13 protein-coding genes and 1 riboswitch are annotated in these 12663 nt (G+C 67.3%); of the genes, 7 read left to right on the top strand and 6 right to left on the bottom strand.

The genetic code is table 11. From position 1 onward, the window contains the following. The 4 genes from ACFDSW_RS10495 to ung form a co-directional block, all read left to right on the top strand. On the top strand, nucleotides 1–579 hold a 579-nt coding region (locus tag ACFDSW_RS10495; RefSeq protein ID WP_375250239.1), incomplete at its 5' end, for an electron transfer flavoprotein subunit alpha/FixB family protein. A 118-nt stretch (nucleotides 580–697) separates the two neighbouring features. Next, complete coding sequence (locus ACFDSW_RS10490) at nucleotides 698–1822, top strand: alpha/beta fold hydrolase (RefSeq protein WP_375250238.1); 1125 nt, start codon at nucleotides 698–700, stop codon at nucleotides 1820–1822. A 35-nt stretch (nucleotides 1823–1857) separates the two neighbouring features. Beyond that, nucleotides 1858–2520 (top strand): peptidylprolyl isomerase, encoded by a 663-nt coding sequence (locus ACFDSW_RS10485; RefSeq protein ID WP_375250237.1) that lies wholly within the window; start codon nucleotides 1858–1860, stop codon nucleotides 2518–2520. 281 nt (nucleotides 2521–2801) lie between these two features. After that, entirely contained in the window at nucleotides 2802–3500 is a 699-nt protein-coding gene (gene ung, locus ACFDSW_RS10480; RefSeq protein ID WP_375250236.1) for a uracil-DNA glycosylase, read from the top strand. Nucleotides 3501–3528: 28 nt separating this feature from the next. Here the strand turns inward: ung and thiC are convergent, their stop codons facing one another. The 3 genes from thiC to ACFDSW_RS10465 form a co-directional block, all read right to left on the bottom strand. After that, nucleotides 3529–5388, bottom strand: coding sequence for a phosphomethylpyrimidine synthase ThiC (gene thiC, locus ACFDSW_RS10475; RefSeq protein WP_375250235.1), 1860 nt, complete (start codon nucleotides 5386–5388; stop codon nucleotides 3529–3531). A gap of 38 nt (nucleotides 5389–5426) precedes the next feature. Beyond that, a riboswitch (TPP riboswitch) is annotated at nucleotides 5427–5536 on the bottom strand. 82 nt (nucleotides 5537–5618) lie between these two features. Next, nucleotides 5619–6677 (bottom strand): ferritin-like domain-containing protein, encoded by a 1059-nt coding sequence (locus ACFDSW_RS10470; protein WP_375250234.1) that lies wholly within the window; start codon nucleotides 6675–6677, stop codon nucleotides 5619–5621. Nucleotides 6678–6732: 55 nt separating this feature from the next. Then, nucleotides 6733–7773 (bottom strand): ferritin-like domain-containing protein, encoded by a 1041-nt coding sequence (locus tag ACFDSW_RS10465; RefSeq protein WP_375250233.1) that lies wholly within the window; start codon nucleotides 7771–7773, stop codon nucleotides 6733–6735. Between the two features lie 55 nt (nucleotides 7774–7828). Between ACFDSW_RS10465 and ACFDSW_RS10460 the strand changes: the two genes are divergently transcribed. Then, a complete protein-coding gene (locus tag ACFDSW_RS10460) occupies nucleotides 7829–7963 on the top strand; it encodes a hypothetical protein (protein WP_375250232.1) in 135 nt (44 codons plus the stop codon). Here the strand turns inward: ACFDSW_RS10460 and ACFDSW_RS10455 are convergent. The 3 genes from ACFDSW_RS10455 to ACFDSW_RS10445 all read right to left on the bottom strand — a co-directional run bounded on the left by ACFDSW_RS10455 (nucleotide 7951) and on the right by ACFDSW_RS10445 (nucleotide 10096). Beyond that, the gene (locus tag ACFDSW_RS10455; protein ID WP_375250240.1) at nucleotides 7951–8838 is read right to left on the bottom strand and encodes a MipA/OmpV family protein; all 888 of its coding nucleotides are present in this window, start codon (nucleotides 8836–8838) and stop codon (nucleotides 7951–7953) included. The two genes, ACFDSW_RS10460 and ACFDSW_RS10455, sit on opposite strands and share 13 nt — an antisense overlap. A gap of 69 nt (nucleotides 8839–8907) precedes the next feature. Next, nucleotides 8908–9225: a DUF2141 domain-containing protein gene (locus ACFDSW_RS10450; RefSeq protein ID WP_375250231.1), complete on the bottom strand. Its 318-nt coding sequence runs from the start codon at nucleotides 9223–9225 to the stop codon at nucleotides 8908–8910. After that, nucleotides 9203–10096 (bottom strand): sterol desaturase family protein, encoded by an 894-nt coding sequence (locus tag ACFDSW_RS10445; RefSeq protein ID WP_375250230.1) that lies wholly within the window; start codon nucleotides 10094–10096, stop codon nucleotides 9203–9205. Before ACFDSW_RS10445 ends, ACFDSW_RS10450 begins: the two co-directional genes overlap by 23 nt. A 148-nt stretch (nucleotides 10097–10244) precedes the next feature. Between ACFDSW_RS10445 and crtY the strand changes: the two genes are divergently transcribed. Next, nucleotides 10245–11408, top strand: coding sequence for a lycopene beta-cyclase CrtY (gene crtY, locus ACFDSW_RS10440; protein ID WP_375250229.1), 1164 nt, complete (start codon nucleotides 10245–10247; stop codon nucleotides 11406–11408). Then, nucleotides 11405–12663 (top strand): phytoene desaturase family protein (gene crtI / locus ACFDSW_RS10435; protein WP_375250228.1); only part of this gene is annotated, 1259 nt, incomplete at its 3' end. The genes crtY and crtI, both read left to right, overlap by 4 nt.

Genomic DNA, 12663 nt, shown 5'->3' with positions numbered 1-12663 from the left:
AGCGAGGATACGTTCACCCGCCCGATCTACGCCGGCAATGCGATCGCGACGGTGCAGACGTCGGATGCCAAGAAGGTCATCACCGTCCGTGGCACCGCGTTCGACAAGGCGGCCGCCGAGGGCGGCGCCGGCACGGTCGAGGCGGTGGCGGCGACGGGTGACAGCGGCCTTGCCACCTTCGAGGGCCAGGAAATCGCCGAACTGACCCGCCCCGAACTGACCAGCGCGAAGATCATCGTGTCGGGCGGTCGGGCACTGGGATCGAGCGAGAAGTTCCACGAGCTGATCGAGCCGCTGGCGGACAAGCTGGGCGCGGGGGTCGGCGCCAGCCGCGCCGCGGTCGACGCTGGCTATGTGCCGAATGATTATCAGGTCGGCCAGACGGGCAAGATCGTTGCCCCCGAGGTCTATATTGCGGTCGGCATTTCGGGCGCGATCCAGCACCTGGCGGGGATGAAGGACAGCAAGACGATCATCGCGATCAACAAGGACGAGGACGCACCGATCTTTCAGGTGGCGGACATCGGTCTGGTCGGCGACCTGTTCAAGCTGGTGCCGGAGCTGACCGAGAAGCTGTGACGTCCGTACGGCCGGCGTAACGACAGGGGGCGGGGCCATCACGATGGCCTCGCCTTTTTGCTGGGTCGCGCTACGCTCGGCGTTGGCCGCCGATATAGATGGGGATGAGGGTTCGCCGATGATCCGCCTGCGCCACGTCCTCGCCGCGCTGTTCGCGCTGCTGGCCCCCGCCGCCGCGTCGGCACAGGCGACCGCGGTGACGATCGCCAACCCCCGCCCCGCGCCCGCCACCACCTGGCCGATCAGCGAGCATGATGCGACCTTCCGTGACGTCGCGTTCGGATCGGGCGAGCGCCTCGCCAGCGTGCGGATCCATTATACCACGCTCGGCCAGCCGCACCGCGACGCGGCGGGGGAGATCGACAATGCGGTGATGGTGCTCCACGGCACCGGCGGCACCGGCAAGCAATTCCTCGCGCCGCCCTTCGCGGATCAGCTCTATGGCCCCGGCCAGCCGCTCGACATCCGCCGCTACTGGGTCATCCTGCCCGACAATATCGGCCATGGCGGTTCCTCCAAGCCCTCGGAAGGGCTGAGGGCCGGGTTCCCCGCGTATGATTATGACGACATGGTCGCGTTGCAGCACCGGCTGGTCACCGAGACGCTGGGGGTGAAGCGATTGCGCCTGCTGATGGGCACGTCGATGGGATGCATGCATGCCTTCGTCTGGGCGGAGACATGGCCCGATGCGGCACGCGCCGTCATGCCGCTGGCGTGTGAGCCGGTGGCGATCGCAGGGCTCAACCGCATGTGGCGGCAGTTGGCGATCGACGGGATCCGGCAGGATCCGGCGTGGAGCCAGGGCCGCTATAGCGTGCAGCCGACGCAGGGGCTGCGCACCGCCGCCTCACTGCTGTTCATCGCCGGCGCGGCGCCGATCTGGCTGCAGCAAACCTATCCGACGCGGGACGCGGCGGCCGCCTATGCCCGTCAGCGCGTTGCCGCGTCGATCGCTGGGCTCGACGCCAACGACCTGATTTATGCGCTCGATTCGTCGCGCAACTACGATCCGTGGCCAAAGCTGGAGGCGATCCGCGCACCGATGACATGGATCAACTCAGCGGACGACTTCATCAATCCGCGCAACCTCCCCTTCCCCACCGAGGCGCTGAAGCGGATGCCGAGCGCCACCTTCCGGATGATCCCCGAGTCCATCGATTCGCGCGGCCATGGCAGCCACACCTGGGCGCGGCTGTGGCAAGCCGATCTCGTCGCATTGCTGGCGCGGACCGCGCCACGTTGACTTGCACCACGAGGCGACACGGCTAAGCCGGGCGCATGATCCGCTTGTCGCTCGCCCTGTTCGCCGCTCCGACACTGCTCCTGTCGCTGGCCGCCCCCGCCATGGCACAGCGCGCGGATCGGGCGACGCCGGGGTGGGTGCGCGTCCGACTGGAGACCGCCGACGGCCCGATCGTGCTCGCGCTCGACCACAAACATGCACCGCTGACCACCGACAATTTCCTGCGTTACGTCGATGACGGGCGTTTCAACGGGGTCAGCTTCTACCGCACCGCGCGCAACAAGCGGGCGCCGCAATTCGGCTTCATCCAGGCGGGCATCCGCACCGATGCGCGGCGCTTCCTGGACATGATCCCGCATGAATCGACCCGGAAGACCGGGATCAAGCATCTCGACATGACGATCTCGATGGCGCGCAAGGGCCCGCCGGGATCGGCCAACGGCAATTTCTTCATCACGCTGGGCGCGATGCCGTCGATGGACTGGAGCCCGCGCGACCCCGGCTATGCCGCGTTCGGCCGCGTCGTTGGCGGGCAGGCGACGGTGCGCCGGATCCTCGCCGAGCCGACCGGGCAGGCGATGAAGGGCACGCTGATGCTGGTGCCCGTGCGCGTCAACCGCGCGGTGCGGATGGACGGCGTCGCAAAGCCGACCGGCCGCCCGCGCCCGTGGCTGATCGAGCGGCGGACCGAGGGCTGACGACCTGCGGCGCGCGGTCCAGCGGGTCGATGTCAGCGCATGGCGCCGCCGCCTCGATCACGTGGTCGACAGCTTTTCTGATCCAACAGATCGGCACGCGTGATGTTGATCGACGGGAACGCCCTGGTGCCGGTATCGTCGGCGGGAGCCAGTCGTCGGGACAGACGCTCCGCTCCCGGCAAGGGATCGGGACGGCATCGCCGGTCGATGCGATGTGGCCGATACTCTCGGGGGGCCGCGCAGGTCTTCCCATCCTGGTGACGACGCCATAGGCGAGGGCAATGCCCCTGCCCCCGATCGACCCCTCCTGGGTGCCCGCGCTGAGCGCCGCTATCGAAACGGCCGAGTTCGCCACGTTGCGCGCATTCCTTTCGGCCGAGGAAGCCGCGGGCAAACGGATCTTTCCTCCCGCTGGGGATCGATTCCGCGCGCTGTCGCTGACCCCCTTCGACCGCGTCCGCGTGGTCATCCTGGGGCAGGACCCCTATCACGGCGCCGGTCAGGCCCATGGTTTGTCCTTCTCGGTCCAGCCCGGGGTCAAGCCACCCCCCAGCCTGGTCAACATCTTCAAGGAGCTGGCGAGCGATTGCGGCATCCCGCCCGCGTCACACGGCTATCTCGAGCACTGGGCGCATCAGGGCGTTCTACTATTGAACACCGTGCTGACGGTGGAGGAAGCGCGAGCAGCGTCGCACCGGGGACATGGCTGGGAAGCGTTCACCGATGCGATCATCGCGGCGGTCGCCGCGCGGCCGGAGCCGATCGTCTTCTTGCTCTGGGGCAGTCATGCGCAGCAAAAGGCCGGCATGATCCGCGACGTGACGCGGGGCGGGGTCCACCTGGTGCTCACGGCGCCGCATCCGTCTCCGCTGTCCGCCTATAAGGGCTGGTTCGGCAGCCGGCCGTTCAGCCGGACCAACGCCTTCCTCGAACGCCACGGCCGTGGGCGGATCGACTGGGCGCTGCCGGCGGCGGCCTGAATCGAAGCTGGTTCAGGCCGCCAAGCGGTCAATCATGCTCCCGATCACCGGCACCCATGTACAATTCGCGGCCGGTCTTGTGATACAGTTCACTCATCGCCGCCATTCCTGCCTCGGCCTCTTCCGCCGCGACGAAGGTTTCCACCGGCGCATTCTGCTTCGCCGCGAAGTCACGCACTTCCTGCGTGATCTTCATCGAGCAGAATTTGGGCCCGCACATCGAACAGAAATGCGCGGTCTTGGCGCCTTCCGCGGGCAGCGTCTGATCATGGTATTGCTCGGCCGTCTCCGGGTCGAGCGACAGGTTGAACTGGTCGCGCCAGCGGAATTCGAAGCGCGCGCGGCTTAGCGCATCGTCGCGCAGCTTGGCGGCGGGGTGACCCTTTGCCAGATCGGCGGCATGCGCGGCGAGCTTGTACGTCACCACGCCCACCTTCACGTCGTCGCGGTCGGGCAGGCCCAGATGCTCCTTGGGCGTCACGTAGCAAAGCATCGCGGTGCCGTACCAGCCGATCATCGCGGCGCCGATGCCGCTGGTGATATGGTCGTAGCCGGGCGCGATATCGGTGGTGAGCGGCCCGAGCGTGTAGAAGGGTGCCTCGCCGCACGCCTCCAGCTGCTTGTCCATATTCTCCTTGATCTTGTGCATCGGCACATGGCCGGGGCCCTCGATCATCACCTGCACATCCTGTTCCCAGGCGCGCTTGGTCAACTCGCCGAGCGTGTAGAGTTCGGCGAACTGCGCCTCGTCATTGGCGTCGGCGATGCTGCCGGGGCGCAGCCCGTCGCCGAGCGAATAGGCGATGTCATACGCCTTCATGATCTCGGTGATCTCGTCGAAGCGTTCGTACAGGAACGATTCCTTGTGATGCGAAAGGCACCATTTCGCCATGATGCTGCCGCCACGGCTGACGATGCCGGTGACGCGCTTCGCGGTCAGTGGCACATAGGGCAGGCGCACGCCGGCGTGGATCGTGAAGTAATCGACACCCTGTTCCGCTTGCTCGATCAGCGTGTCGCGGAAGATCTCCCACGTCAGTTCCTCGGCGATGCCGCCGACCTTTTCCAGCGCCTGATAGATCGGCACGGTGCCGATCGGCACCGGCGAATTGCGGATGATCCATTCGCGCGTGTCGTGGATGTTGCGGCCGGTCGACAGGTCCATCACCGTATCGGCACCCCAGCGGATCGCCCAGACGAGCTTGTCCACCTCGGTCGCGACATTGCTGGCGACCGCGCTGTTGCCGATATTGGCGTTGATCTTCACCAGGAAATTGCGGCCGATCGCCATCGGCTCGGTTTCGGGATGATTGACGTTATTGGGGATGATCGCGCGGCCGCGCGCCACTTCGTCACGGACGAATTCGGGGGTGACGTAATCGGGAATCGCCGCGCCGAAGCTCTCGCCGTCGCGAACCTGATCGCGGAGCATCGCGCGCCCGAGATTCTCGCGCGTGGCGACATATTCCATCTCGGGGGTGATGATGCCCCGGCGGGCATAGTGCATCTGACTGACGTTCGCGCCCGGCTTCGCGCGCAGCGGGCGTTTCACGACATTGGGGAAGGGCTGCACCCCGCCCGAACGATCGGGGCCGAGCTGGCCGTTATCCTCTGGCCGGATCACGCGCGCGTCATAGCTTTCGACATCGCCGCGCGCGACGATCCAGTCGCGCCGCAATGCGGGGAGCCCCGCCATGATATCGATGCGGGCGGCGGGGTCGCTGTACGGGCCCGACGTGTCATAGACGTTGAGTGGCGGCTCCCCGCACGACGGCTCCAGGTCGATCGCGCGCATCGCGACCTTGAGCGGGCCGACATGGATCTTGCGGCTGCCGCGGATCGGGCCGGTGGTCACGCCGATTTCGGTACGTGCGGGAAGGTCGGCCATGCTTCGTCTCCTCTTGCCGGGAGGAGCACGGACGTGAAGTAACGCGCCGCTTCCCTCCCTACGCCGGTGTCAGCCGGATCAGGTTCAGCGGGTCGGAGGCTGCTGCCCCCCTCTCAGCCGCGCGTCAACGGCCCCCCGGGGTGGAGCACACCATAAAGGATATGGCGCGGAAAGAAAGGGCTGCCCGCGCCATCTTGGTCGATCGTCGTCGGTTCGTGGCCTGATCGGGGTCAGGTCGCGGTCGGGGTGGGGCTCGGCGTCGCGGTCGGAGTTGCGCTGGTCCGCAGCGACTCGAGCGAATTGTTCGTCCCCGCCGGGAAGAAGCCGCCGCCGATCCCCGCGTCGGTGCGCAGATAGACGACATTGTGCACCTGCCCGGTGGAGCGGCTGTAGGCGAGGCCGTTCGAATCCGCGGGCGTAAGGTTCGGGCCGGTCACCGCGCCGGTGGCATCCACCGTCGCCAGCCTGCCGTCGCGCACGCCAGGGCCATCGAGCGTATCGCGCGCGTCCGCCAGCTTGTTCGCCTTGAGCCGCGCATCGTTGCCGCGCAGGTAGATTTCATTCCGGATCAGCCCGGCGTGATAGGCCTCCGCGGCGAGGATACCGGCCGCCGCCTCCAGATAGACTGCGCTGGTTATCAGCGGCGAAGCGCCCTTATAGGCGCTGACGCCGACATCCTCGAACAGGAACGCGGCCAGCAGGAAATTGTCGACGCTGGCATAGGGATCGAACGTGCCGTCGGCGTTGGCGATGCCCGCCGCCTGCGCCGCTTTCGCGAACGCGCCGGTGGCGCTGCCATCGATGTTGATCGCGGGCTGATTGATGACGAGCGCCGGATCGGCGGCGCTGATCACGCTGCGCAGTGCGTTGACGTGCGCGATCTCGTCATTGGCGATCTCACGCGCGAACTGGCCGATGATCGGCTCGCCGGCGAAATTGACCTGCCGCCCGCCAGTGACATTGCCACGCGTGCCGACGCTGCCCGTCAGGCTTGATTCGGGCAAAGCGCGCCCCAGCACCGCGATCGAATAGAATTGCGCCTCCAGATATTCGAGGTTCAGCGCCAGTTGCAGGATCGCGATGTCGCTCGCCACGCCGGTGCCGCTGGCGGTGGGCGTCGGCGTCGGGGTGGGCGTCGGTGACGGATCGTCACTCCCACCGCAGGCGGACAAGAGCGCGAGGCTGCCCGCGACGGCAGTGGAGCCGGCGGCCAGCTTGATGAAACGGCGGCGCGCGGCGCGCTGCTGGTTGGCGACCTCGATGGCGGCGAAGACGGAGTCCTTGATCATGACAGCATTCCTGAAAACACGGGGGAGACGGTGATCGGCGCGGGCAGGCGCGCGATCAGATCGAAGCTCCGCTGGTCTTGAACGTGCCGTTGACCCCGGCCGGGAAGAAACCGCCCGCGGTGGCGGCGGAGGCGCTGAGATAGGCGATGCTCAGCACCTGCGCCGGATTGCGGCTGTAGGTGATGCCGTTGGCGTTGGCGGGCACGATGTTCGACGCCAACCCGTCCGCGGTGGTGACGGAGGCGATGCCGGGATCGTCGTTGGGCGCGATGCCGCGCACCAGATCCTCGGTGGGCGTGCCGTCCAACGAGTCGCGGGCCGCAGAAATCTGCCCCGCGCTTTCGACCAGCAGCGCCGACGGGGTCTGCAGCCCGCGCCGATAGAGCAGCGAGCGCACCGTGGCGGCGTGATAGGCCTCGACCGCGAGGATCCCCGCCGCCGCCTCAAGGAAGGTCTTGTTCGAGATCAGCGGCGCCGCGCCCTTGTACGCGGTAACGCCGAGATCCTCGAACAGATAGGCCGCGAGCAGGAAGTTGTTGGTCGAGGCGTAGGGATCGAAGACCGCCGACGCCCCGGTGATCACCCCCGCCGCACGCGCCGCATTGCTGAACGCGCTGGTGGCGGAAACGCCGAGGTCGATCGCCGGCTGCGCGATCGTCACCGTGCTGCTGCTCAGTTGCGCGCGCAGGAAGCGCACGTGCGCCAGTTCGTCGGCCGCGATCTCCGCCGCATATTGCGCGATGATCGTGTCGCCGCCGAACGCCACCTGGCGACCGCCGGTCGCCGCGCCCGCCGTCCCGACGCCGCCGCTGATATCGGCCGATCCCAGCGCCGATCCGGTGGCGCAGAAGGAATAGAAATTCGCCTCGAGATATTCGAGGTTGAGCGCGAAATTGAGGATGTCGATATCGGTATATGTGGTCGTCGAGGACGGCGTCGGTGTGGGGGTGGGCGTCGCGGTTTGCGCCGCCGCCTGCCCGGCGAGCATCGTCGCCCCCGCGGCCGCGCCGATCGCTTGCGTGAAGAAGGCGCGCCGCGAATCGCGCCGCTGCACGCGGGCGTCGAGCGCCTCCATCATCCGTTCGCTATCGCTCATCGCCCACCCTTCCCTGCACCGTTTCAGCCGCCGGCCTGCCGCGCCCTATCTGAACATGCGCTGTCCGGGCGAGGCAGGCCGGCAATTCCGCCAATGGCAGCGGATGATCGATTATCGCGTCGCTGCCAAGGGGGCATGGTGGCGGCACGCCCGGGGATCGGGCGATCGGGCGATCGATCAGAACGTATAGCCGACCCCGAGCGCGCCGAGCCATTGCGTCCGCGAACCAGCGATCGCTACCGTCGGCGAGTCCGCGAAATCGTTGAGCATGCGCTTGTAGGTAACGCCGCCGATCAGCTTCCAGCCCTTCAGCAGATTGCCGGTCAGCGCATAGGTGCCCGCCACGCCGACGATCCAGTGCTTCCATCCGCCGCGCGTCGTGAACACCGGCAATCCGCTCGCGACGGAGCCGGCGGCATCGACGTCGAAATAGGTTTGCGCGAAGCGGCGTTCGACTCGTTCCGCCGCGCCGAAGATGCCGACCCCGGCCTTCAAGCTGAGCGGCGTGAAATAGCTGACCGAAGGGGTGAAGATACCGCTGCTATGGACGCCGTTGATATCGCGGCGATAGCTGACCGCGACGGTGAGCTTGTCATAGTCGCTGGTGACGACCCCGGTCTTGCCCACGCCCACATAGCCGCCCAGCTCGATCGCGGTGCCGCGCTCGCCGAGCGCCTTCACGCGCGGATCGCTGATCGAGCCCAGGCTGCTGCGGTTGAAGTTGAGGACGCCGATCGGACCGGCCTGGAAATCCCAGGTCGGACCGGGAGCGGAGGGGATCAGATCGACCGACGCCCGATTGCCGAGCACTTGGAACGAAAGGTTGCGGAACGTACCGATCGCCGCCGGGCCGGGCACCAGCCGATAATCGTCGGATCCCTCGTAATCCGGCAGCAGCGCGCCCGCCACCGCGACCGTGATCGTATCACCGATCGCGCCGGCGTCCGGCGTGGCGGCCGGCGCCGCCGGCAAGTCGCTGTTCTGTGCCAGCGCCGGTATCGCGATCAGCGCCAGCGAAACGGCCAGCGGCGCCGCGGCGTGACGCCGGATGGTCAACAATGTCATACGCACCAGAAATCCCCAATGTTCTGGGTGCGCAACCAGTCACCGGGCGATTTGTGTCCGTAAATCAGGTCAGAGGATGTATCGCATCGTCACCTGTTGCTGTTCGGCATCACCCGCCAGCGTGAAGCGCGCGGCGGCGAAACGCGGCGGGCCGAACCGGATCGGGGGATTGCGCGAGAAGCCGAACCCCTCCTTCGGAATGCCGGCGAACGTATCCAGCCGGGCATTGCCATTCTCGTCATGGATCACCGCCACCGCATAATCGCCCGGCGGCAGCGCCGCGAAGCGGAAGTGATGCTGGCCCGCCGGGATCGTGCGGGTCACCGCGTCCCGATCGTCGACGCAGTTCGGAAAATTGGCGGGATCAGCGGTGAGGCAGACCCGCATCAGCCCCTTCGCGGAACGCACCTTGTCCAGCGTCACGTCGAGCGACCCCACCGGCGCGGCCCCGATCAGCGACGCGATCATCGGCCCCGCCGCGAGCGCGATCCACCCCGCGCGCGCCCGTCCCTCGCGCTGGCGCCCGCGCGCGCTCCCTCGCGAAGTCGCCGAGACCGTCGTCCGTTCCGCACAGCCGGTCCCAGAACCGGAAATAGAGGCCATAATTGCACCCATACCGCTCATGATGCCGCTGATGATGGCTGGCCGTGATCAGCCAGCGTCCCACCGTCCCCCGCCACATAAAGCGTGGGAACATTTCCCAGCCCATATGGTTGGTCACCCCCATAACCGTCATCACCGTCAGCACCAGCCCGAGTGCGACGACATGGATCGGAATCACGAAGACCAGTAGCGGAATGGCCACAGCGCCGGTCAGCGCCTCGACCGGATGGAAGGCCATCGCCGCCCAGGCGGTCGGCGGACGACTGGCGTGATGCACCGCGTGGGCGACGCGGAATATCCTGGGCCGGTGCATCCAGCGATGCGTCCAGTAAAACCACGTATCGTGCGCGACGAGATACAGCAGCACCGAAAGCGGCGCATACCACAAGGGATAGGCATGGATATCGCCGTAGATCCGCGTCCAGCCGCGATTCTGCCAGCCCCAGGCGATCACCCCCGCCGGTGCGCCATAGATGGCGGCGGAGGCGAGGCTCCACGCGATTTCCCGCCGGATCTGCGGATCGAGCCCGCGATACAGGCCGCGATGCCGGATCCGCGTCGCCAGCGCGAACCCGCCGCTCGCCAGCAGATAGCGTGCCGCGACGATCACCGACATCGCGACGGCGGACAGCAGGATGGCGAAAACGACCGGCATGCCGCCCATGTAGCCGATCCGGCGCGCGGGCGCACGGGAAGAAGCGCGATGAGCCCCGTTCGTGCCGCCCGGGTAGCGGCGCCCCCTGAACCTTAGCCCTTCGTTCATCAGGCTTCCGCCGGGCGCGGCCATGGTATAGCGCTGTCCTATGCCCGCCCTTCTGAAATGCGATCTGGCTATCGTCGGCGGCGGGCTGGCCGGTGCGTTGATCGCGCTGGCGGTGGCGCAGCGGCATCCGGCGATGGACATCCGCCTGATCGAGGCGGACGACCGGATCGGGGGCGACCATTTCTGGTCCTTCTTCGAAGGCGACGTGACCAGCGCGGCGCGCGCGTGGCTGACGCCGCTGATCGAACATGTCTGGCCCGCCTATGACGTGCGCTTTCCGACGCTGACGCGCACGCTGCCCCAGGCCTATCATACGATCCGGTCAGAGCGGCTGGACACCCATGTGCGCAGCGTGCTGCCGGCGCGCGCGATCATGACCGGGCGGCGCGCGCTGGCGTGCAGTGCGACCGCGGTGGTGCTGGCGGACGGCGACCGGCTCGCGGCGGGCGGGGTGATCGATGCCCGCGGCATCGCCGACGTCGCCGCGCTGGAATGCGGCTGGCAGAAGTTCGTCGGGCACGAACTGCCGGTGGCGCACGGCCATGGCGTCGGACGGCCGGTGGTGATGGACGCCACCGTCGAACAGGTCGATGGCTATCGCTTCGTCTATCTGCTGCCGTTCACCGCCGACACGCTGCTGATCGAGGACACCTATTACAGCGACCATGCGACGCTGGACGTTCCCGCCATCAGCGCGCGGATTGACGCCTATGCCGACGCGCGCGGCTGGCGGACCGGCGCGCCGATCCGGCGCGAACAGGGCGTGCTGCCGGTCGTCACCGGCGGTGATTTCGAGGCCTATTGGCGCTCGGGCGGCAACAAGGTCGCCAAAGCGGGGGTGCGCGCCGGGCTGTTCCATCCGACCACCGGCTATTCGCTGCCCGATGCTGTGCGGCTGGCGCATCTTATTGCCGCGCAAAACGATTTTAGCGGTGGGGCGCTTCACGCGCTGACCCACGATCATGCGGCGCGCCTGTGGGAGGAGCGCCGCTTTTACCGGATGCTCGACGTCATGCTGTTCAAGGCCGCCGACCCCGACCAGCGCTATCGCGTGCTGGAACGTTTCTATCGCCTGTCGCCCGCGCTGGTCGCGCGTTTCTACGCCGGGCAAACCAGCGCGTGGGACAAGCTGCGCGTGCTGTCGGGCCGCCCGCCGGTGCCGATCACGCGCGCGATCGCTGCGCTGCGCGGAGGGGTGCGATGACGCGCGCGATCGTCGTCGGCGCGGGGTTCGGCGGGCTGGCGCTGGCGATCCGGCTGCAATCCGCCGGGGTGGAGACGCTGATCCTGGAAGCGCGCGACAAGCCGGGCGGGCGCGCTTATTACTGGGAACGCGACGGCTTCACCTTCGACGCGGGGCCGACCGTGATCACCGATCCGGCGTGCCTGGAGGAATTGTGGGCGCTGTCGGGGCAGCGGATGGCGGACGATGTCGCGCTCGATCCGGTCCAGCCTTTCTATCGGCTGCACTGGCCGGACGGATCGACGTTCGACTATACCAATGACGATACATTGCTGCGCGCCGAAATCGCGAAGCTGAACCCGGCGGATGTCGCGGGTTATGCCAGGTTCCTCGACTATTCCGCGGGCGTCTATCGCGAGGGATATGAGAAACTGGGGCATGTCGCCTTCCTCGACTTCGCGTCGATGATCAAGGCGGCACCCGCGCTGGCCAAATATCAGGCATGGCGCTCGGTCTATTCGATCGTATCCAGCTTCGTGAAGGACGAACGGATGCGCCAGGCGCTGTCGTTCCACACCCTGCTGGTCGGCGGCAATCCGATGACGACCAGCGCGATCTATGCACTGATCCACAAGCTGGAGCGCGACGGCGGCGTCTGGTTCGCGCGCGGCGGCACCAACCGGCTGGTCGCGGGGATGGTGGCGCTGTTCGAGCGGCTGGGCGGCACGCTGCGGCTGGACGATGCGGTGACGCGGATCGAAACGCTGGGTGATCGCGTGACGGCGGTGGACACGCGGCGCGGCGCGCGGATCGAAACCGACATGCTCGCCGCCAACGCCGATATCATGCACGTCTATCGCGATCTGCTGCCCGGATCGGGCGCGGCGCAGCGGACGGCCGCGCGACTGGAGCGCAAGCGCTTCTCGCCGTCGCTGTTCGTCGTGCATTTCGGCGTGAAGGGATCATGGCCGGGAATCCCACACCACATGATCCTGTTCGGCCCGCGCTATAAGGGGCTGCTCGACGACATCTACGAACATGGCCTGCTGGGCGAGGATTTCTCGCTCTACCTGCATCACCCGACCGTCACCGATCCGTCGCTGGCGCCGGAGGGCCATTCGACCTTCTACGTGCTCGCCCCGGTGCCGCACATGGGCAAATATGCCGGGGATTGGGACACGGTACGCCCGATCCTGGAAAAACGGATCCTCGACGAGGTCGGGCGGCGGCTGATCCCCGACATCCATGAGCGGATCGTCACCAAATTCAGCTACGC

It is taken from the genome of Sphingomonas sp. (genome assembly GCF_042091075.1).
Lineage (GTDB): Bacteria > Pseudomonadota > Alphaproteobacteria > Sphingomonadales > Sphingomonadaceae > Sphingomonas.
Note: the sequence above shows the minus strand (reverse complement) of the source record. Positions and strands in the feature narration are given on the sequence as shown.

Coding starts and splice junctions, on each gene's coding strand:
- thiC (WP_375250235.1), bottom strand. CDS start 5,388: ATGGCCGACCTTCCCGCACGTACCGAAATCGGCGTGACCACCGGCCCG.
- ACFDSW_RS10455 (WP_375250240.1), bottom strand. CDS start 8,838: ATGACATTGTTGACCATCCGGCGTCACGCCGCGGCGCCGCTGGCCGTT.
- ACFDSW_RS10470 (WP_375250234.1), bottom strand. CDS start 6,677: ATGATCAAGGACTCCGTCTTCGCCGCCATCGAGGTCGCCAACCAGCAG.
- ACFDSW_RS10460 (WP_375250232.1), top strand. CDS start 7,829: ATGCGCTGTCCGGGCGAGGCAGGCCGGCAATTCCGCCAATGGCAGCGG.
- ACFDSW_RS10450 (WP_375250231.1), bottom strand. CDS start 9,225: ATGCGGGTCTGCCTCACCGCTGATCCCGCCAATTTTCCGAACTGCGTC.
- ACFDSW_RS10445 (WP_375250230.1), bottom strand. CDS start 10,096: ATGCCGGTCGTTTTCGCCATCCTGCTGTCCGCCGTCGCGATGTCGGTG.
- crtY (WP_375250229.1), top strand. CDS start 10,245: ATGCCCGCCCTTCTGAAATGCGATCTGGCTATCGTCGGCGGCGGGCTG.
- ACFDSW_RS10465 (WP_375250233.1), bottom strand. CDS start 7,773: ATGAGCGATAGCGAACGGATGATGGAGGCGCTCGACGCCCGCGTGCAG.
- ACFDSW_RS10485 (WP_375250237.1), top strand. CDS start 1,858: ATGATCCGCTTGTCGCTCGCCCTGTTCGCCGCTCCGACACTGCTCCTG.
- ung (WP_375250236.1), top strand. CDS start 2,802: ATGCCCCTGCCCCCGATCGACCCCTCCTGGGTGCCCGCGCTGAGCGCC.
- ACFDSW_RS10490 (WP_375250238.1), top strand. CDS start 698: ATGATCCGCCTGCGCCACGTCCTCGCCGCGCTGTTCGCGCTGCTGGCC.